Source organism: Gemmatimonadaceae bacterium, assembly GCA_036003045.1.
GTDB lineage: Bacteria > Gemmatimonadota > Gemmatimonadetes > Gemmatimonadales > Gemmatimonadaceae > JAQBQB01.
In genome coordinates, this window is record DASYSS010000099.1 from 99,794 (window position 1) to 119,302 (window position 19,509).

The following is a 19,509-nucleotide window of genomic DNA, read 5'->3' on the forward strand; positions in this document are numbered from 1 at the left end:
AGTCAGTCGAGACCGAGCACGAGTCGACGGGCTCGCTCGTCGCTTGGGCCGAAGGGGCCGAGGCCGACGGCGTCGGGAAATCCCGAGGGATCCTGCGCCCATCGAGGAAACACGCGAGCGCGCCGCGCGTCGGCCTCGGGGCCGCCGGACCAGATCAACTGGTACATCCACTGATGAATACGATGGAGCGCGCGCGAGTACTCGTCGTGGCGACGTGCATAGGCGCCGAGCGCGGCGTTCCAGTCGTCCGTCTCGCGTAGCTCCGTGGACAACGCTTCGACGTCGAGCATCGTGAGCGACAAGCCGCACCCCCACGATGGATCGGACGCGGCGGCCGCATCGCCGATCAGCGCGACGCCGTCTCGTGCCGGCGAGTCCACCCACCGATCGGCTCCGTCGAACTCGGCGAGCGGTCCGATCGACTCGACTCCCTCGAGCCAGTCGCTCGGAATTCCGACGGCCCGGACGAGTTCGAGAAACTCGGGGACCTTGTTCTTGCCGCTCAACCCGCGGCGGCCGCCGGCGCCCGGATAGATGAAATACGTTCTCGACTTCCTGTCGCCGAGCGGCGCCCAGAACGTCGCGATGCCGGGGCCGACGCAGAGAAAAGCCGATCGCTCGGGGACGTTGGTGCCTTGAAGGAGCGTGCCTGCCACGACTAGCAGATCGGGGTCCTGTTGCGTGTCGAAGCCGCACCACGATCGCATCTGCGACGCCCGGCCGTCGGCGCCGACGACGATTCTGCCGGTCGCCACGTGTCGTTGCCCGTCGTGCTCGAACGTCACCGATGGCATTTTGCCGGCCCCGCGCTCCACGCCGAGAACGGTCGCGCCCCGCCTGACGTCCGCGCCCGACGCAACGGCCCGTCCGATGACGGCTTCCTGGAGCGCCGGGTGGAAGATGTTGAGCATCGAATCGCCGCCCGGCGTCGTGGAGCGCATGTCGCGGATCGGTAAGGGTTGCCCCATCGAGTACTGACACCAGTTTGGTGCGAGGTGTCCTCCCGCGGCGATGAGGTCGTCGTAGAGGCCGAGGCGCTTGGCGGCGGCGACGCCCCACGCCAGCATGTTTTCGCCGCGAACTCGATCCTTGAATCGCGTCTCTCGCTCGAGCACGAGAACCGACCGGCCGGCCCGGGCGAGTTGGTCCGCGAACGCGGATCCGCCAAAACCGCCGCCGACCACGACCGCGTCGTATGTCATCGCTCCTCCGGGGTGGAACCGCTGACGAAGCTCAGTCGGTCAGCGACGCAAAACGTTACGACGACGCGAGAGGTTCCGGATTGGTTCGCGCGCTTCTTGCGCAGCGCCGAGACTGTTCGGAGGGGGGAGGGGGAGGGGGACCGCGATGCGCCCAGAGGGACTCGAACCCCCAACCTTCTGATCCGAAGTCAGATGCTCTATCCAATTGAGCTATGGGCGCAGACGTCCTGAACGGAGAATTCCGCCGGAATTCTCCGTCGAGGAACGATCGGTAAACTGGCGGAGCGAAGCCGAGTTGACAAGTCGCCGTTTCAACCCATAAGTTTAACGGCTTGCTTCACTTATCAGGCGCTCAAACGCCGCAAAGGGGGGAGAGTCAGTTTGTCGGAAGTCATCATCCACGACGATGAAAATTTCGAGCGGGCACTCAAGCGCTTCAAGAAGAAGTGCGAAAAGGCCGGCATCTTGTCGGACCTGAGGAAGCACCGCCACTACGAAAAGCCGAGCGAACGTCGGAAGCGAAAGCTCAACGCCGCGATCCGGAAGAACCGTCGCACGCGCCACGGCTAAATGGGCGCGGCACTACTCGCGCGTCTGCAAGGCGATCTGACCGCCGCCCGAAAGGCGCAGGACAAGGCGCAGGTCCTGTTGCTGGGCACCATCCTCGCCGACGCGAGGAATCGCGAGATCGAGCTCAAGCGAGACCTCACCGACGACGACGTCGTCGATGTGGTGCGCCGAGGCGTCAAGAAGCGGCGCGAGTCGGTGGACATGTACGACAAGGGCGGGCGTACCGACTTAGCGGCGATTGAACGGGCCGAACTGGATCTGCTCGCCAAGTACCTTCCCGTGGCCGTCGACGACACGGAGATCCGCGCCGCGGTCGTCGCCGCGATCGAAGGCGGCGCGGCCAACGTCGGCGCGGTGATGGGCAAGGTGATGGGCCAGTTCAAGGGACGCGCCGAGGGCAGCGTGATCAACACCATCGTGCGCGAAGAGCTGGCGGCACGAGCGTCCCGCACGAGCTGAGGCGCAGGCCCCGCACGCTCTCGTTCGCGCGTCAGTGAGGAAGCATCTGCCGTGAACGCGCACGCGCTGAACATTCTCGAGCTCCCGCGCGTCCTCGACGTCGTCGCCGGTTCCGCGACGTCGGAGCTTGGCGCCGAACACGTGCGCGGGCTCACCCCGGCGGCCGACGCCGCCCACCTCGACCGCGAACACGCGCGAGTCGCCGCGATGCGCGCCGCGGCCGGCGGCGACGACGCGTGGCGCCCGCACCCCGTTCCCGACCTCGCCACCCCGCTGAACCGGTTGCGAGTCGAAGGCGCCGCGTGGAGCGGCCCCGATCTCGTCGCGGGAGCCGTGCTCCTCCGTTCGTCGCGCTTGACACAGGCCGAGTTGCGCGACGCGCGGCGGCCGGCCGTGGTGGGCGCAGTGCTCTCGCCCTTGCTCGACGCGCTCTTCGCGCAGCCGTCGGTCGAGGCGGCGATCGACAAGGCGCTGCAGGACGACGGCGTGGTCAAGGACGACGCGTCGCCCGCGCTCCGGCACCTCCGTCGCGAGCTGCGCGCCGCCCACGATACGCTCATTCGCATTCTCGAACGCGAGATGGAGCGTCTCGACTCGCATCATCGCGTGCCCGATGCCTCGCTGACCGTGCGCAACGGCCGCTACGTCATTCCCGTGCGGCGTGGCGGCCAAGTCGCGGCCGGCGGCATCGTCCACGATACCTCGGCCACGGGCGGCACGCTGTTCGTCGAGCCGGCGGCGGCGGTGGAGTTCGGAAACCGGATCCGCGAGTTGGAATACGAGGAGATCGCGGAGGTCGATCGCATTCTGCTCGCCCTCACCGACACGCTGCGGCCGCACCGCGATTCAATGATCGCGGCGTTCGCCGCGTTGGTCGAGCTGGACAGCTTGTTCGCGCGGGCGCGCTTCGCGGACACCTATCAGTGCGCCCCGGCACACCTCGTCGACGCGCGAGCAGGATTCAAGATCCACGACGGGCGGCATCCGCTCCTGCTCGCGCAGGGCGTGAATGTGGTCCCGTTCGACCTGGCGATGACCGCCAACGAGCGAACGCTCCTCGTGTCGGGGCCGAACACGGGCGGCAAGACCGTGCTGCTCAAAGCGCTCGGGCTGCTCTCGGCCCTCGCGCAGTCAGGCGTGCCGGCGCCGGTCGGCGCCGGATCCAGCATCCCGCGCTTCGACGACGTGTTCGCCGACGTAGGCGACGAGCAATCGATCGAGGCGAGTCTGTCCACGTTCAGCGCCCACGTGAAGAACCTCGGCGAGATTCTTCGCCTCGCGACCGCCCACTCGCTCGTGCTGATCGACGAGCTCGGGTCGGGCACGGACCCGACGGAGGGCGCGGCACTCGGGTGGGCGATTCTCGAGAACCTCACGTCGCGTGGGACGCTCACGGTCGCGACGACGCATCTCGGCGCGTTGAAGGAACTGGCCGGACAGGTGGACGGAGTCGTGAACGCGTCGCTCCAATTCGACGCGGCCGCGCTCGCGCCCACGTATCGGTTGATCAAGGGTGTGCCCGGGCGATCGTACGGCATCTCGATCGCGCGCCGATTGCTCCTCCCCGACAGCGTGGTCGAGCGCGCCGAAGAGCGTGTGCCGCAACGCGAGCGCGAGTTGGCCGCGCTGGTCGAGCAGCTCGAGCGCCGCGACGAGGAGCTCGCCGCGCGCGAACGCGAAGCCGCCGTGATCCTCGAGGACGCGCGGCAGCGAATGGCGAATCTGGGGCAACGCGAGCGGAACGTCCGCGAACGAGAGCGCGTCGCCGAACGCGACGCGCGGCAGGACACGCGTCGGTATCTCCTGGACGCACGCGCCGAGATCGAGCGCACGATCCGCGACCTCAAAGCGCGCGCGGCCGGTGAGCTCGACGAAGCCGGGCGTGAAGCGCGCCAACGCGCCGAGCAACTCGCGGCGAAGCAAAACGTCGAGCTCGAGCGCCTCGAGCGCGAAGAGTCGAACGTCAAACGCCGGGACACGCCGCGCGAGGTCAAGTCCGGGGCGATTGCCGCCGGCTCGCCGGTCGCCGTCGCGACGCTCGGCGGCAAGATCGGCCGCGTGATGGAGCTGCGCGACGGCGACGCCGTGGTGGTCGTCGGCGCGCTCAAGCTGACCGTCGAGCGCTCGTCGCTCACCCCGGTCGAGGCCACCGAGTTGCACGAGGTGAGCGGCTGGACAGGAGATCTGCCGGACGTGCACGTTCCGTCGGAGATCGACGTGCGCGGCTTGCGGCCCGACGAGGCCGAGGCGGCGGTGCTTCAAGCTCTCGACGGCGCGGTGCGGGCGGATTTGCGAATGCTCCGAATCATCCACGGGAAGGGGACCGGCGCGCTGCGCGACCGCGTGGGCGAAATGCTGCGCAAGGACACGCGCGTCCGTGAGTTTCGACTTGGCGCGTGGAACGAGGGCGGTGCCGGCGTGACCGTGGCGGAGCTGGCGTGATTCCTGACGACGTCGTCGACCGCGTCCGGCAGGAAGCCGACATCGTGGCTATCGTCGGCGAGTACGTGAAGCTCAAGCGGGTGGGGAACAGCTTTCGCGGCCCGTGCCCGTTTCATCACGGCAAAGGTCCGAACTTTTCCGTCACGTCGCGCGGCTACAACTGCTTCGTGTGCCACGAGTCCGGCGACGTCTTCACCTTCGTCGAGAAGCACCTCGGCCTGGACTTCATCGAGGCGGTGAAGTGGGTCGGCGCGAAGAGCGGCGTCGAGGTGCGCGAAGTCAGCCGCCAACGCGACGAACGCGATCCGCGCGAGCCGCTGTGGGAGGTGAACGCGAGCGCCGCGGAGTTCTTCCGGTCGCAGCTGTGGACGTCGGATCAGAGCGCGGGACGCGACTACGTGGCGTCGAGACAACTCACGCAGGACGACGCCGACCGGTTCGGCCTCGGCCTGGCGCCACGCGACGCCGCGTCGATGCGAAAATCGCTCGCCGCGCTGGGCTTCGACGACGAGCGCCAACGGGCCGCCGGGCTGTTGCTCTCTCGCGAGGGCGAGACGGAAATGCGCCCGCGCTTCCGCGGCCGGCTCATGTTCCCGATCTACGACATCGCGGGACACGTCGCGGGGTTCGGCGGACGAGTCCTCGACGCTCGTGAGCCGAAGTACCTGAATTCCGCGGAATCCGAGCTATTCGCCAAGCGCACGCTTCTGTACGGCCTCAACTGGGCGAAGCAGTCCATTCGAAAGGCGGACCGTCTGATCATCGTCGAGGGCTACTTCGACCTGATTCGGTTGCACCTCGCCGGTGTCCAAGAGGTCGTCGCTCCGCTGGGGACGGCCCTCACCGAACAGCAGGCGGCGCTCATTCGGAAGTACACCAAGAACGTCTTCCTGCTGTACGACAGCGACCAAGCCGGACTCAAAGCGACGTTCCGTTCCGGCGACGAGTTGCTCCGTGCCGGCGCGACCGTCCGCGTCATCACGCTCCCCGAGGGCGACGACCCCGATTCGTTCGTCGCGAAGGCGGGCGTCGAAGGCTTCGAGCGCGCCGCGTCGGCATCGATCGATCTCTTCGACCGAAAGATTCAGCTGCTCGAGCGCGGCGCGTGGTTCGCGGATTTGCAGCGCAAGCGCCGGGCGATCGACAAGCTCTTGCCGACGATCCGCGCGACGTCCGACCAACTCTTGCGCGATCTCTATATCTCGCGCACGAGCGAGGTCGCCGGCATCTCTGTCGAAGCAGTCGCCCGCGAAGTGGACGCGGCGGCAACGCGGGGCGCCGCCGCGAAGGAACGACGGAAGGGTGATCGCGCGGACGAGCGTCAGCGCCCGCAGACGCGCGAGATCCGCCGCGTCGCGGGCCCGCACGCGGAGCGTGAGCTGGTTCGCGTGCTTCTACATCAACGGCGCTACGTCGAAGCCGCCGCCGAACGCGTCGATCCCGACGCCTTCGCCGACCCGACCTACCGCGCCATCTTCGAGAGGCTCGCGTCACTCGACCCCGATGCGCCGATCGACGAGCTGGCCCTCGCGCTCGACGATCAGGCGATCGAGGTGATGCAGCAGCTTCTCGAGGAGAACGGTGGCTTGGATCATGCCGCGGAAACGGTCGATGCGAGCATCAACGACTTCGCCCGCCGCCGCATCGGAGCGCGGATGACGGAGATCGACCGATTCCTGCCGCTGGCGGGCGCCGACGAGAAGGACGATCTGATCCGCGAAAAGCGCCGCTTGGCGGCCGAGCTTCAGGCGTTGGGGCGGCCGCGCTGGAAATCTTTCACATCCTCGACGCCACCCGCGATACCTTCCTGATCCTACCTAACGACGATCTCACCGCTGGTTTGGAGGACTCGTGCACCCAGACGTTGGCGCACTCTTGGCCGTGCAGGACGATGACATCGCCATCCGCCGACTCGAAAACCAACTCGCCCAGTTGGGGCCGCAGCTCGAGGCGCTCGCGAAGGAGCGTGACGCGGCGCGAGCGCAGCTCGAACAGGCGACGCAGACCGCCGATGCCGAGGAACGCCGCCGGCACGACGTCGCCGGGCGCGTGGCGCAGCACCGCGCGCTGCAAGAAAAGAATCAAGCCGCGCTCAATACGGTGACCTCGATGCGCGAGGCGACCGCCGCGACCGCGCAGCTCGAGCAGGCGAAGCGAATGATCGACGAAGACGAGCGGGAGCTGTCGGCAATCGGGCAGCGGCTCACCGCCGCGAGAAAACTGGCCGACGACCGGACACGAATCGTCGCCGATCTCGAGGCGGCTCAGGCCGAGAAACACGAGTCACTCGCCGCCGACCGCGCGGCGCTCGAGTCGCAGATCGCCGAAGCGCGAACCGCAAGAAACACGAAGGCCGCCTCCGTGCCGCGCAGCCTGTTGTCGACCTATGACCGGATTCGTTCGAGAAAGACGGGGCCCGCGGTCTTTCCATTGCGCGGCCCGTCGTGCGCCAACTGCGACACGATGATTCCCCTGCAGCGACGCAGCTCGATGACGGGAACGGGTGCCACGGTGATCTGCGAAGGTTGTGGAGTGATGCTGTACGCGGCGGATTGATGATTGTAGGAGCTGGCAGCGTCACCTAGCTTGTTTCTCGTGAGCGCTTCCGAAGTGTCCGAGGTCACCGCGCGTCCCCGCCTGCTCCCGCGGCCCCGCGCGCGTTGGCTGCTGCCGCAAGAGCCGGACCCGACGATCGTCGCGCAGCTCAAGGAAGAGCTGCGACTCCCGCACGCCGTCTGTCGTCTGCTCGCCATCCGCGGTTTCGGCGAGCCGGATCACGCGAAAGCCTATCTCCGTCCTCGGCTCGACCACCTGCACGAGCCGGCGCAGCTGGCCGATCTCGACAAGGCCGTCGAGCGCCTCGCGCGGGCGGTGCGCGACAACGAGACGATCTTCGTTCACGGCGACTACGACGTCGACGGCATCTGCTCGACGACGCTCATGGTGCGCACGATCCGCTCGCTGGGCGGGACGGTCGTCCCCTTCATCCCGCGGCGGCTGACCGACGGATACGACCTTGGCGACGCGGGCGTTCGCGCCGCGGAAGCGTGTGGCGCGCGGCTCGTCCTGACCTGCGATTGCGGAACGAGCGCGCACGGCCCTATCGATCGGCTCATGTCGGCGGGAATCGACGTGATCGTCGCCGATCACCATTTGCCGAGTGGTCCGCTGCCGGCGGCCTACGCGGTGCTCAACCCGAAGCGTCCGGGGTGTCCGTCGCCCGACAAGGATCTCGCCGCGGTCGGCGTCGCGTTCAAGCTCGCGCTGGCGCTCACGCGTGCGATGAACGGCAACGTCAACTCGGTGTTCGCGATGCTGGATCTCGTCGCGCTCGCGACGATCGCCGACGTCGCGCCGCTGCGAGGCGAGAATCGGGTGCTGGTGCGGTATGGCCTGCGTTTGTTGAACGAGCCGATCCGCCCAGGGATCCGCGCGATGATTCGCGCGACCGGCTTGGAGGGGCGCGCGCTCACCGCCGGACGCGTCGGATTCATTCTCGCCCCTCGGCTCAACGCGGCCGGCCGCCTCGAGAGCGCGCTGCGCGGTGTAGAGTTGCTGCTCTCCACGAGTGACCAGGAAGCCAATCCGATCGCTCGCGAGCTCGAGGAGTTGAACGCGCGCCGCCAGGAGATCGATCGCGCCACGCTCGAGCAGGTGCGCGAACGAGTCACCGCGCTCGACCTGGAATCGACGTACGGGATCGTGCTCGCGGAGCAGGGGTGGCATCCGGGCGTCATCGGCATCGTCGCGTCGCGGGTGGTCGAAGAATTCGGTCGGCCGACGATGCTCATCGCGCTCGAAGGCGAAACTGGAAAGGGGTCCGGCCGCTCGATCAGCGCGTTCGACTTGCACGGCGGGCTCACCGAATGCCGGGACCTGTTGCTCCGATTCGGCGGGCACCGCTCCGCCGCCGGCGTGACTGTTTCCACCGATCAGGTCGCGGCGTTCGCGGCTCGGTTCAACGACGTCGCGCGCTCGCGTCTGAGCGCGGACGACCTCGTCCCGGAGCTTCGCATCGACCTCGAGGTACCGCTCGACCAGGTGAACGACGACCTGGAATCGCTGCTCCGCCATCTCGAGCCGTGCGGCATGGGGAATCCGTCGCCGCTCCTTCTCACGCGCGGTCTGACCGTCGCCGCGCCGCCTCGGGTCGTCGGGACCGATGGCCTCAAACTCATTCTCGCCGACGGTGACCGACGGATCACGGCGCTCGGCTGGGGAATGGGTCCGCGGATCCGCGACGTGGAAGAGGGCGCGACGATCGACGTCGCCTATCGCCTCGAACGCGACGTTTGGAATGGAGAGTCGCGGCTCCAGGCGCGTCTGGCCGACTTCCGCGCCTAGAGCACCCGCGTGCGGATCGTCGCCGGCCGCTGGCGCGGGCGAAGAATCGACGCACCAAAGGACGCCCGCGTCCGGCCGACCGGCGACCGCGTTCGTGAAGCGTGGATGAGCATCGTTAGCCCATGGCTGCCGGACGCCCGCGTCCTCGATCTCTTCGCCGGCTCCGGCGCGCTCGGCTTGGAGGCACTGTCGCGCGGCGCCACGGTGGTGGATTTGGTCGAGATCGCGCCTGAGAGCATCTCGACGATTCGCGCCAACGCCGACCGGCTCGGGGCCGGTGCCGCCGCGATTGTTCATCGCGCCGACGCGCTTCGATTCGTCGCCAAGCTTTCGGCGGGCGATTACGACGTCGCGTTCGCCGACCCGCCCTACGATCTCGCGCTCGCCACTCGTGTCGCCGAGCGCTGGCTCGATACCCCGTTTGCGTCGATCCTCGGCGTGGAGCACCGGACGGGGGAGGCGCTGCCCGGCGAGCCGGACGTTCGCCGGTACGGCAGCACGAGCATCAGCTTTTACGGGTTGAAGAGCTGACCAGCATTGGGGGGGCGCCCCGGTCGGACTATAATTCTCCGCGCTATGCGAACGGCTCTTTACGCAGGCAGCTTCGACCCGATCACCCGCGGCCATGAAGATCTCATGCTGCGGAGTCTTGCATACGTCGATCGGCTCGTCGTCGCCGTCGCGACGAACTCGTCGAAACACCCGGTGTTTACGGTGCAGGAGCGGGTCGACCTGATCCGCGAGACCGTATCGAACGAGCCCCGGATAACCGTCAAGAGCTTCGACGGCCTTCTCGTCGAGTTCGCCGCGCAGGAAGGAGCGCAGCTGCTCATCCGTGGCCTTCGCGCCGTGAGCGACTTCGAGTACGAGTATCAGATGGCACTCATGAACCGCCACCTGTCGCCAAAGCTGGAGACCGTGTTCATGGTGCCGTCGCTCGACACCACGTACATCAGCGCGAGTCTCGTCCGCGAGATCGCGCGATACGGCGGCGACGTCTCGAGCCTCGTGCATCCGGCCGTCGCGGCCGCGCTCAAGAAGCGCCTCTCGTCGAAATGAGCTTTCTCGCGGAGCTACACGCCCGCGCGGCCGCGGCTGCGCGGCGAATCGTCTTTCCCGAATCAGCCGACGAACGCACGCGCACTGCCGTTTCGGAATTGGCGCGGCGAAGAATCGTGCGTCCGATTCTCCTGCTCGACCCGGCGGCGCCAGAAACGCACGACGCGGTTCGGGCGCTCGGCGTGGACGTGATCGATCCGGTGCGGCAACCACTGTCGGAGAGCGCCCTCACCGAATTTCTGAGCCGTCACGCCGCGCGCGGCCTCACAAAAGAGGAGGGAAGAGCCATTCTCCACACTTCCCTCCACTACGCCGATGCGATGGTGGCGCTGGATCAAGCCGACGGGTGCGTTGCCGGGGCGGTTCACACCAGCGGCGACGTGCTCCGTGCGTCGCTCTGGCTCGTCGGACCGGACGCCGGGGTGCGAACCGTCTCCAGCGCGTTCTACATGGTGGTGGACTCGTTCCGCGGCTCGGCTGAAGAGGTTCTGACGTTCACCGACTGCGCAGTCGTTCGGTATCCGACCGCGACGCAACTCGCGGACATCGCCATCGCGGCCGCGGTGGATCGCCGTCGCATCGTCGGCGACGAGCCGACCGTCGCATTTCTTTCCTTCAGCACGCGCGGCAGCGCGACGGGGGCGTCGGTCGACTTGGTCCGCGCGGCGGTGGACGAGGTCAGGGCGAGAATGCCTGGGCTCGCGGTGGACGGAGAATTGCAAGGAGACGCAGCGCTCGCTTCGGCGGTGGCCGAACGGAAGGCTCCGGACAGCGCCGTTGCGGGACGCGCTAACGTACTTGTGTTTCCGTCGCTCGATGCCGGCAACATCGCGTACAAGTTGGTGCAGCGGTTGGCCCACGCGAGCGCGATCGGGCCGATCGTGCAGGGATTGCGTCGCCCGTGCAGCGATCTTTCGCGCGGCGCGGTGGTGGATGACATATTCAACGTGGCCGCTGTGACGGCGCTCCAATCGGTGAGCGCGACGGCGGTGAACGAGGCCCGCCAGGAGAGTACGAAATGAGCTTCTCGATCAAGAAGGACGGGCAGGTCGTGGTCGTCGACGTCGAAGGGCAACTCATCGTGGGAAATCGTCAGGAGTTGAAGCAGAAGGTTCTCGACGAGCTCGAGCGTGGCGAGCGAAGATTCTTGATCGATTTCGCGCAGACGGGTTACATCGACAGCTCGGGATTGGGTGTGCTCGTGTCGCTGTCGAAAAAGATTCGTGAACAGGGCGGAGAGCTCCGCCTCGCGAATCTGAATGACGATCTCAAGACGCTGTTCGAACTGACGAAGCTGGACACGTTGTTCCAGATCGCCGACACCCGCGACCGAGCGTTGAAGAGCTTCTGACACACCCGGACGGTCGTCCCGTCGAGCCTTCCCGCGGCTCTTCCGACCATGGCGGCGACCCCACGCGGGTCGTCGAACTCGACATCCCCAACGACGTTCGATACATCGAGAACGTCGTGGAGCTCGTGCGCCGTGAGTGCATCGAGCTCGCGTACGGTCAGCGCCAATTGATGCTCAACGTGCCGGTCGCGCTGACCGAGGCGTTGTCGAACGCGATCCTCCGCGGCAACGGCGACGATCCGGCCAAGCATGTCCACGTGCGCGCCGAAGTCGATTCCGAGCGGCTCGTGGTCGAAGTCGCCGACGAGGGTGAGGGGTTCGACCTCGACGCCTCCATGGTCGACCCGACGACGCCGGGCAACATCGATCGTGAGGACGGACGCGGACTCTTCCTCATGCGGAAGCTGATGGACCGCGTCGAGATGATCGACGCGCCGCATGGCAGCGTCGTACGCATGACGCTGCACCGCGAATGACGGAGCTCGCGCAGGTCCTCGCCGCGTTCGAGACGGCGACGCAATGCGAGGCGGCCGTCTGGATGGGGGGGTCGGCAGACCCGAAGGCGATCGTTCGCGTCGCGTCGACCCGTGCCTCTCCCGAAGTCGACCAGTTTCCGTCGCCGGGCGAAGAGCAACGCGTGATCCCACTGATGGACGGCGACGCGGGCGGCGAGGCGGTGATCTCCCTCGTACCAGGACCGCGGCGCGCCTGGCTCGTCGTTGGTCCCACCCGCGCCAGGTCGAACGATCCTCGCGCCCTCACCCGCTTCCTCCTTCCCGTCGTCGCTCAATACCTCCAATCCGCGCTCGAAGTCGAGCACGCGGCGAACGAGCTCGCCGAGCGCTACGAGGAGATCAACCTCCTCTACACGATCAGCGAGATCCTCGGACGAACCGTGTCGCTCGAGGAGGCGACGAAGACGATCCTCTCCGAGGTGTCGGAGACGGTGGGCGCACGCCGCGCCAGCGTCCTCGTGGCCGATCGCGGCACCAACATGCTACGCGCCGTCGCCGCCCTCGGCGTCGATCCGGCGGAGGTTCCGGCGATCTCGGTGGACGACGCGTGCAGCGTCAGCGCGCGCGTCTTCCGGTCGCGCCACCCCGCCTTGATCGAGGGCGACGACTCGCTCTGCCCAGAGGAAGCGAGCTATCGGCGCGGCGCGATGCTCTCGGTTCCGATCATGTGGACTGCGCCGGTGCCGCGCGAGCCGGAGACGCTCGGCGTCGTGAATCTCTCCGATCGCCGTTCCGGACAGCCGTTCACGGCCGGCGACCTGAAGCTCATCGCCGCGATCGCGACGCAGATCGGTACGGCCATTCAGAACGCGCGGTTGGTGCGCGCCTCGATCGAGCAGCAGCGGCTGGCGCACGAGATGCAGCTCGCGCACGACCTGCAGATGAAGCTTCTGCCCGACAACCGGATCGTCGCGCCGGACGCCAACGTCGCGGCGCGTGTCATCCCCGCCGAGAGCGTGGGCGGAGACTTTTACAACCTGTTCCACCTCGGAAATTCGCGCACCGGCGTAATGATCGGCGACGTGTCGGGGCATGGTTATCAGGCCGCGCTGATCATGGCGCTCACGATGAGCGCGTCGGCGATCCACTCGCAAGCGACGACCGATCCGGGCACGATGCTCCAGGCTCTCGCGGGAACGCTGCGCGAAGAGCTCACGATGACCGAGATGTTCATTTCGGCCTTCTACGCCGTCATCGATCCGATCGCCGGCCAGCTGCATTACGCGAACACGGGGCATCCGCACGCGTTCCTCTGTTCACCCGGCAAGGGCATCGAGCGCCTTCCGGCAAACGATCCTCCGCTCGGCATGGACGAGCGCGCACCGGCGACGGCGAGCAGGCCGTGGAACCCCGACAAGGATCTCCTCGTGTTGTTCACCGACGGCGTGAGCGACGCGCGCAACCGGGCCGGTGAGCGGCTCGGCGAGAATCGCGTGCTCGAGGTCGTGCGGTCGTTCGCGGGAGCCGAGCCGTCGACGATCCTCGACCGAATCATCGAGTCGCTGCACGAACACCGCGACGGAGCCGCGCTTCGGGACGATCTCACGATCGTATTGGTTCGGAGCTGACCGCCTCGCACATGCCGCGCGAATCTCGCTCGGCGCGCGGACTGCCGCCGGTACGAAAGAGCCTCGGCCAGCATTTTCTCGAAGACCGCCGCATTCTGGAGCGGATCGTCGATGCGCTCGATCCGAAGCCGGGCGACACGGTCATCGAGATCGGTTCGGGGCGGGGAAGTCTCTCGGACATTCTCGCACCGCGCGTGGGCCGGCTGGTTCTCATCGAGTACGACCGCGCGCTCGCCGCTCGGTTGCGCGAGAGGTACGCGGGAACGCCGTCGGTCTCCGTCGTCGAAGCGGACGTGCTCGAGGTGTCGCTCGCCCGGTTGGTTGACGGGCCGTTCAAGCTGATCGGCAACGTCCCTTATTACATCACGACGCCGATCCTCTTTCACGCGCTCCAGGCGCCTCGCGCCGCGCGCACGGTGCTCCTCGTGCAGCGCGAAGTCGCGGACCGGATCGCCGCGGAGCCGGGGTCCAAGACCTACGGCGCGCTGTCGGTGAACGTGCAAGCGGTGGCGACGGCGAAGGTGGCCTTCCGCGTCGCGCCGGGCTCGTTCAATCCGCCGCCGAAGGTGGAGAGCGCGGTTGTGGTCATTGAACCACGGACAGACCCGGTGGTGACGTCAAGCGAAGAAGATTCGTTCCGCCGCTTCGTGCAGGACGCGTTCAGCATGCGTCGCAAGCAGATGCGCCGTGTCGTCCGCGCGATCGCTTCGCTCGACGCCGAAAAGGCGGACGAGTCGCTCGCGCGCGCGTCCATCGATCCGACCGCTCGCCCGGAAACGCTGTCGCCTGCGGACTTCGCGCGGCTTCGCCGGGAGCTTTTTAGTCGCGATTCGTGAGCGCGAAGCTCAACCCTTCGAGCTCCATCGCCATGTTCACGGTCTTGATTGCCACGTCGGCGGGCGCGTGCAATTGAGTCGGCGCGAAATTGAGGATCGCTTTGACGCCGGCGCGCACGACGCGGTCGACGACGCGCTGTGCCTCCTCTCCGGGGACCGTGACGACGACGATGTCGGGGTGCTCGCGCACGGCGTCGCGCTCGAGCTGCTCGATGTCGCGAATCGAGATCCCGTCGAGCGTCCGGCCGATCTTGTCCGGATTGTTGTCGTACGCGGCGAGAATCGTGAACCCGCGCTGCCGGAATCCTCGATACTGGGCGAGTGCGGCGCCTATCTTACCCGCGCCCACGATGACGACGCGCCATTCGCGTCCGAGGCCAAGGATCTCGCGCAATCTGCCCGCGAGCTCCGGCACCGAGTAGCCGAGTCCGCGCTTGCCGAAGGACCCGAAAAACGAAAGGTCCTTCCGCACCTGCGCCGACGTCGTCCCACCGCGTTTGGCGAGCTCTTCGCTCGATATGGTCGTCAGTCCGCGCTGCTCGAAGTCCTCGAGAAAACGGAGGTACGCCGAGAGTCGCCGGACCGTAGAGTCAGCAATACGTTTCACAGAAATCGGGCGTGCTTGTGAATTCATTCACAAGTTAAATGAAGGCGTAGGACCACACCAGCGGCCCGGCTAGGTTTGGTCGCATGCCGCCGGTCCACGTGTCGTCGGAAATCGGACAGCTGCGCTCCGTCCTCGTGCATTCCCCCGGACCCGAGTTGCTTGCCGTAACTCCAAGCAATCGGGCCGATTATCTCTACGACGACATCATCGAGGCCGAGGCCGCCCAGCGAGAACATCGCCGATTCATCTCGGTCGTCGAGCGGTTCGCGACGGTCTACGAGGTTCGCTCGCTGCTGGCCGAAACGCTGGGCACCCCACAGTCGCGCGAGCTGCTGATCCGCGAGACGATGGACATCGTCCCGTCGGAGCCGCTCGCCCGCGACATCGGCGAGCTCGACGCCGCGGCGCTCGTGAGGATGCTCATCGAGGGACGCGACGAGCCTCCCGGCCCGATCGCCAAAGCCCTGAACGAACCGGGGCACGTGCTGCCGCCGCTGCCCAACCTGTTCTTTACCCGAGACAGCTGCGTCGTGGTCGGCGGCCACGTGCTGATCGGGTCGATGCGCTACGCGATCCGCTGGACCGAAGCGATCATCATGAAGGCGCTGTTCATGCATCACCCCGAGCTGCGCAACTCCGGCATCTTGTACGACGGCTCGGCCGAACGTCGCGTGAACTACACGATCGAAGGCGGCGACATTCATCCGCTGCGTCGCGATCTCGTCGTCATCGGGTTCAGCGAGCGGTCGAGCCCCGCGGCGATCGACCAGCTGGCCACGACGCTGTTCGACGAGACCGAAGTGCGGGACATCGTGGTCGTCGTGATGCCGAAGGAGCACACGGCGATCCACCTCGACATGATCTTCACGCAGATCGATCGCGAGCTCTGCGCGGTGTTCCCGCCGCATTTCGTCGGTCCCGAGCGGCTGCCGGTGCTGCACTGGCGAAGGGGCGAAAAGACGATTCACGAACAGCCGAACATCTTCACCGCGCTGTCGGAGTGCGACATGCCGCTCGAACCCGTGTTCTGCGGCGGAGATCGGCGAACGGTTCAAGAGCGCGAACAGTGGGCGTCCGGATGTAACTTCATCGCCATGCGCCCAGGGCTCATTTTGTCGTACCAGCGCAACGAGGCGACGCTCCACGAATTGCGACGCATGGGCTTCCGCATCCTGTCGGCGACTGCGCTTCTCTCCGGCAGTGAACGCGTCGCCGAAGGCGAGCGCGCCGTAATCACGTTCGAAGGGAACGAGCTGGTTCGCGGCGGCGGCGGTCCGCGCTGCATGACATGCCCCGTGTTGCGCGACGACCCCTGGAACTGATGACGACGCTCGGCACGGCGGACACCGTCCTCACCGAGAGAGCGGCGACTTATCTGGCCGCCGGGCCAGCCGACTCGCAGACACTCATCTCGCACGTCTGTCAGCTGCCCGGCGCGCCGCCGATGATCGCCGAGCACATGGCGGCGGCGCTGTTCGCCGGCCATCAGCGCTTTCGGCGCACGTCGGATGGGCGGTGGGCGCTGCGCGACCTTCCAGTCGAGGCGGCGACGTGGCCCTCGTCCCCGAAGCGACGCGGCGCGCGCGTCACGGCTCGCGGATCGCAGCTCGACGAAACGTCATTCGTCGTCGTCGACGTCGAGGCGACCGGTTCGCGTGCCTACCACGGCGATCGCATCACCGAGATCGCCGTCGTGCACGTGCAGCGCGGAGTCGCCACGCCGGTCTTCGAGACGCTCGTGAATCCGGAACGTCCGATTCCGCCGGCGGTCATGGCGCTCACGAACATCACGGCGGAGATGGTCCGCAGCGCGCCACGATTCGCCGAGGTCTGCGATCAGCTGTTGGGAACGCTCGAAGGACACGTATTCGTCGCGCACAACGCGAACTTCGATTGGCGATTCCTGTCCGCCGAAGTGGAGCGGGCGACCGCGCGGCCGCTGATCGGACGGCGTCTCTGCACCGTGCGCCTGGCGCGGCGCCTCGTGCCGCAGCTGCAGCGCCGAAACCTCGACGCCGTCGCGCACTTTTACGGGATCGTGAATCATGCGCGCCACCGCGCCGGCGGCGATGCGCTGGCGACGGCGCGCGCCTTCACGCGTTTGCTCGACGCGGCGCGCGATCGTGGCATCGACACGATCGACGAGCTCGATCGCCTCTCGCGCACGCCGTCGGGCCGGCGCCGCCGCAAACGATCGGCCATGCCTCACCCGGTTTTCAAAGACACCACCGCATGACGACCGAAGCGAATCCGGTTTTTGTTCGCGGCGACAGACCCGGCGGGCCGCTCGATCATCTCGTAGGCTCGGTTCAGACACGACAGATCGGATCGCTTCGTGTCCACGCGATTCAGGCCGGCGGACAAAGGCTCGACGGCGGTGCGATGTTCGGCGTCGTTCCGAAGCCGCTCTGGGAGCGGAGAATCCCCGCCGACGACCGCAATCGCATCCAGCTCGGCATGCGCTGCCTGTTGATCGAGCATGCGATCGGTCTCGTGCTGATCGACACGGGCGTCGGCAACAAGGAGAACGAGAAGTTCTGCGACATCTACGGGATCGAGAACACGGGCCACCAAGGCCCGACGTGGCTCGAGGACGGTTTGGCCTCGCTCGGCAAGCGCCCCGAAGACATCGCGATGGTGATCGACAGCCATTTGCACTTCGACCACGCGGGCGGCAACACGACGCGCGGCGCGGACGGCGTGATTCGCCCGACCTTTCCCAACGCGCGCTACATCATGCAGCGTCGCGAGCACGAATGGGCGACGCACACGAACGAGCGAACGGCGGCGAGCTATTTCCCGCACAACTGGGAGCCGGTCGCGGCAAGCGGACAGATGGAGCTCATCGACGGCGATCGAGAGATCATCGCCGGGATTCATTCTGTCCTCACGCCGGGCCATACGCCGGGCCACCAGGGTCTGCTCATCGAGTCCGACGGCGAGCGCGCGTTTTATCTGGCCGACCTGGCGCCGACGACCGCGCATCTCCCGCTGCCGTGGATCATGGGCTACGACGTCGAGCCGATGGTAACGCTCGAGACCAAGCGCCGGATCCTGACGCGCGCGGTGGACGAGCAGTGGCTGCTCGTGTTCGAACACGATGCGAAGACGCCGTGGAGTCCGATCATCCTGGACGGGAAGGGATTCGGACTGCCGAAGTGAGCGGCCCGATCGACGGGCAAGCGCTCGACGCGCTGCTGTCGCCCGAAGGTCAGACCTTGCTCTCGGAGTTGGCCGTCGAGGCGCCGTCGAAGAGCGGCGGAATCGCGCTGATCACGCGGCTTCGAAAGCGATATTCAGCGACACTGGTCGCGGCGGCGATCGAAACCGCGGAGTTGCGGCGGCGGGCGCAATCCAAGTTCACGAATGCCGCTCGGATGTATTTCACGCGTGCGGGGCTCGAGCAGGCGTCGTCGGAGCGCATGGCTCGGCACCATGCCTCGCGATACCAGCCCTTCGAACGAATCGCGGATCTCTGCTGCGGCATCGGCGGCGACCTCATTGGGCTGGCCGAGCATCGCCACGTGCGCGCGGTGGACATCGATCCCGTTCACTTGCGGATGGCTCGGTTGAACGCCGAGGCGAACGGCGTCGCGCAGTCGTTGGAAACTCTGCTCGGTGATGTTCGTGAGGTGGCTCTCGGCGACGCGGGCGCCGTGTTCATCGACCCGGCGCGGCGTTCGGCGGACAAGCGATTTTCGACCGGAGACAGCGAGCCGTCGCTCGCATGGTGCTTCGGCGTGGCGGAGCGGGGAACTCCTGTCGGCGTGAAAGCCGCGCCCGGCCTCCGCTCGGCGGTGGTTCCCACCGGATGGGAAATGGAGTTCGTGTCGGAACGCCGAGAGCTCAAGGAGTGCGTTCTCTGGTCGCCGAGCTTGGCGACATCCGCACGCCGCGCGACGATTCTGCCTGAGTGTCACGCATTGACGGAGCGAGCCGATGCCCATCTCGAGATCCGCGACCCCGGCCGATTCCTGATCGATCCCGATGGCGCCGTCACGCGCGCCGGTCTGGTGAAGGAGCTCGGTATGATGCTCGGCGACTGTTGGCAGATCGACGATCAGGTCGCGTTTTTGAGCTCGGAGCGAGCGGTCGAGACGCCATTCGGGCGGACGCTCGAGATCGCGGCGTCGGAGCCGTGGGCGTTGAGCCGGCTCAAGGAGGCCCTTCGCGGCCTAAATGTTGGCACCGTCGACATTCGAAAGCGGGGATCGGCCGTGGACGTCGAGGATTTGCAGCGACGACTCAAGCTGTCTGGCTCCCGCGCGGCGACGGTCGTGCTCACTCGGGTCCGTGACAAGCCGTGGATGTTCGTGTGCTTTCCCGCGGAACCCAGCGAGGGTTGACGTAAACGACGAGTCGGTCTAGGTTTAGGCCGACAACTCGGAAAGTGGGCCAGTGTCGGCCCCACCCTTTGGCCCTCGCAGCAGTCGGCGAGGCGTGCTACTGGAGTCCATGACGAAGCCGTTCATCCGCTCGAGGCGGAAGAACGGCCATGTGCGCGGACTCTCACAAGGGGCCGCGTTTTTGTTTTCTCTCTCTGGGGGCTTTCGGTA

General features: G+C 66.9%; 19 protein-coding genes and 1 tRNA gene. 17 read left to right on the forward strand and 3 right to left on the reverse strand.

The window, feature by feature from the left end; all coding sequences use genetic code 11:
* Positions 1-2 precede the first annotated feature (2 nt).
* Positions 3-1,202 carry an FAD-dependent monooxygenase gene (locus VGQ44_21665; GenBank protein ID HEV8449446.1) on the reverse strand — a complete coding sequence of 400 codons (1,200 nt, stop codon included), beginning with the start codon at positions 1,200-1,202 and terminating at the stop codon, positions 3-5.
* Between the two features lie 146 nt (positions 1,203-1,348).
* Positions 1,349-1,422: transfer RNA gene (locus VGQ44_21670), tRNA-Arg, on the reverse strand.
* A gap of 161 nt (positions 1,423-1,583) precedes the next feature.
* Here VGQ44_21670 and rpsU point away from each other — a divergent pair.
* From rpsU to rsmA, 13 genes are all read left to right on the forward strand, one after another.
* Positions 1,584-1,772, forward strand: a complete 189-nt coding sequence (rpsU, locus tag VGQ44_21675) for a 30S ribosomal protein S21 (GenBank protein ID HEV8449447.1) — start codon at positions 1,584-1,586, stop codon at positions 1,770-1,772.
* Complete coding sequence (locus tag VGQ44_21680; protein HEV8449448.1) at positions 1,773-2,231, forward strand: GatB/YqeY domain-containing protein; 459 nt, start codon at positions 1,773-1,775, stop codon at positions 2,229-2,231.
* Positions 2,232-2,282: 51 nt separating this feature from the next.
* Positions 2,283-4,673: an endonuclease MutS2 gene (locus VGQ44_21685; protein HEV8449449.1), complete on the forward strand. Its 2,391-nt coding sequence runs from the start codon at positions 2,283-2,285 to the stop codon at positions 4,671-4,673.
* On the forward strand, positions 4,670-6,484 hold the full coding sequence (gene dnaG, locus VGQ44_21690; protein ID HEV8449450.1) for a DNA primase: 1,815 nt from the start codon (positions 4,670-4,672) through the stop codon (positions 6,482-6,484). The genes VGQ44_21685 and dnaG overlap by 4 nt, the downstream gene beginning before the upstream one ends.
* A 40-nt stretch (positions 6,485-6,524) precedes the next feature.
* A complete protein-coding gene (locus VGQ44_21695) occupies positions 6,525-7,229 on the forward strand; it encodes a hypothetical protein (GenBank protein HEV8449451.1) in 705 nt (234 codons plus the stop codon).
* Between the two features lie 39 nt (positions 7,230-7,268).
* Positions 7,269-9,017 (forward strand): single-stranded-DNA-specific exonuclease RecJ, encoded by a 1,749-nt coding sequence (gene recJ, locus VGQ44_21700; GenBank protein ID HEV8449452.1) that lies wholly within the window; start codon positions 7,269-7,271, stop codon positions 9,015-9,017.
* 9 nt (positions 9,018-9,026) lie between these two features.
* Positions 9,027-9,548, forward strand: a complete 522-nt coding sequence (locus VGQ44_21705; protein ID HEV8449453.1) for an RsmD family RNA methyltransferase — start codon at positions 9,027-9,029, stop codon at positions 9,546-9,548.
* Positions 9,549-9,593: 45 nt separating this feature from the next.
* The gene (gene coaD / locus VGQ44_21710; GenBank protein ID HEV8449454.1) at positions 9,594-10,076 is read left to right on the forward strand and encodes a pantetheine-phosphate adenylyltransferase; all 483 of its coding nucleotides are present in this window, start codon (positions 9,594-9,596) and stop codon (positions 10,074-10,076) included.
* On the forward strand, positions 10,073-11,098 hold the full coding sequence (gene pta, locus VGQ44_21715) for a phosphate acetyltransferase (protein ID HEV8449455.1): 1,026 nt from the start codon (positions 10,073-10,075) through the stop codon (positions 11,096-11,098). Before coaD ends, pta begins: the two co-directional genes overlap by 4 nt.
* Positions 11,095-11,427, forward strand: coding sequence for an STAS domain-containing protein (locus VGQ44_21720; GenBank protein ID HEV8449456.1), 333 nt, complete (start codon positions 11,095-11,097; stop codon positions 11,425-11,427). The genes pta and VGQ44_21720 overlap by 4 nt, the downstream gene beginning before the upstream one ends.
* 83 nt (positions 11,428-11,510) lie before the next feature.
* Entirely contained in the window at positions 11,511-11,903 is a 393-nt protein-coding gene (locus VGQ44_21725) for an ATP-binding protein (GenBank protein ID HEV8449457.1), read from the forward strand.
* Entirely contained in the window at positions 11,900-13,510 is a 1,611-nt protein-coding gene (locus VGQ44_21730) for a GAF domain-containing SpoIIE family protein phosphatase (GenBank protein ID HEV8449458.1), read from the forward strand. Before VGQ44_21725 ends, VGQ44_21730 begins: the two co-directional genes overlap by 4 nt.
* Before the next feature lie 11 nt (positions 13,511-13,521).
* A complete protein-coding gene (gene rsmA / locus VGQ44_21735; GenBank protein ID HEV8449459.1) occupies positions 13,522-14,346 on the forward strand; it encodes a 16S rRNA (adenine(1518)-N(6)/adenine(1519)-N(6))-dimethyltransferase RsmA in 825 nt (274 codons plus the stop codon).
* Here rsmA and VGQ44_21740 read toward each other — a convergent pair.
* The gene (locus tag VGQ44_21740) at positions 14,330-14,953 is read right to left on the reverse strand and encodes a redox-sensing transcriptional repressor Rex (GenBank protein HEV8449460.1); all 624 of its coding nucleotides are present in this window, start codon (positions 14,951-14,953) and stop codon (positions 14,330-14,332) included. The genes rsmA and VGQ44_21740 overlap by 17 nt on opposite strands.
* Before the next feature lie 83 nt (positions 14,954-15,036).
* Between VGQ44_21740 and VGQ44_21745 the strand changes: the two genes are divergently transcribed.
* Genes VGQ44_21745 through VGQ44_21760 form a run of 4 tightly spaced genes read left to right on the forward strand, consistent with a single transcriptional unit; the run spans position 15,037 to position 19,299 of the window.
* A complete protein-coding gene (locus tag VGQ44_21745) occupies positions 15,037-16,275 on the forward strand; it encodes an arginine deiminase family protein (GenBank protein HEV8449461.1) in 1,239 nt (412 codons plus the stop codon).
* Entirely contained in the window at positions 16,275-17,189 is a 915-nt protein-coding gene (locus tag VGQ44_21750; protein ID HEV8449462.1) for a 3'-5' exonuclease, read from the forward strand. Before VGQ44_21745 ends, VGQ44_21750 begins: the two co-directional genes overlap by 1 nt.
* Complete coding sequence (locus tag VGQ44_21755; GenBank protein HEV8449463.1) at positions 17,186-18,115, forward strand: MBL fold metallo-hydrolase; 930 nt, start codon at positions 17,186-17,188, stop codon at positions 18,113-18,115. Before VGQ44_21750 ends, VGQ44_21755 begins: the two co-directional genes overlap by 4 nt.
* Positions 18,112-19,299: a hypothetical protein gene (locus VGQ44_21760; protein HEV8449464.1), complete on the forward strand. Its 1,188-nt coding sequence runs from the start codon at positions 18,112-18,114 to the stop codon at positions 19,297-19,299. The genes VGQ44_21755 and VGQ44_21760 overlap by 4 nt, the downstream gene beginning before the upstream one ends.
* Positions 19,300-19,509 lie beyond the last annotated feature (210 nt).

Excerpts from the sequence above, each read along its gene's own strand:
- VGQ44_21665 (HEV8449446.1), bottom strand. The coding sequence starts at position 1,202 with ATGACATACGACGCGGTCGTGGTCGGCGGCGGTTTTGGCGGATCCGCG.
- VGQ44_21680 (HEV8449448.1), top strand. The coding sequence starts at position 1,773 with ATGGGCGCGGCACTACTCGCGCGTCTGCAAGGCGATCTGACCGCCGCC.
- coaD (HEV8449454.1), top strand. The coding sequence starts at position 9,594 with ATGCGAACGGCTCTTTACGCAGGCAGCTTCGACCCGATCACCCGCGGC.
- pta (HEV8449455.1), top strand. The coding sequence starts at position 10,073 with ATGAGCTTTCTCGCGGAGCTACACGCCCGCGCGGCCGCGGCTGCGCGG.
- VGQ44_21720 (HEV8449456.1), top strand. The coding sequence starts at position 11,095 with ATGAGCTTCTCGATCAAGAAGGACGGGCAGGTCGTGGTCGTCGACGTC.
- VGQ44_21730 (HEV8449458.1), top strand. The coding sequence starts at position 11,900 with ATGACGGAGCTCGCGCAGGTCCTCGCCGCGTTCGAGACGGCGACGCAA.
- rsmA (HEV8449459.1), top strand. The coding sequence starts at position 13,522 with ATGCCGCGCGAATCTCGCTCGGCGCGCGGACTGCCGCCGGTACGAAAG.
- VGQ44_21745 (HEV8449461.1), top strand. The coding sequence starts at position 15,037 with ATGCCGCCGGTCCACGTGTCGTCGGAAATCGGACAGCTGCGCTCCGTC.
- VGQ44_21750 (HEV8449462.1), top strand. The coding sequence starts at position 16,275 with ATGACGACGCTCGGCACGGCGGACACCGTCCTCACCGAGAGAGCGGCG.
- VGQ44_21755 (HEV8449463.1), top strand. The coding sequence starts at position 17,186 with ATGACGACCGAAGCGAATCCGGTTTTTGTTCGCGGCGACAGACCCGGC.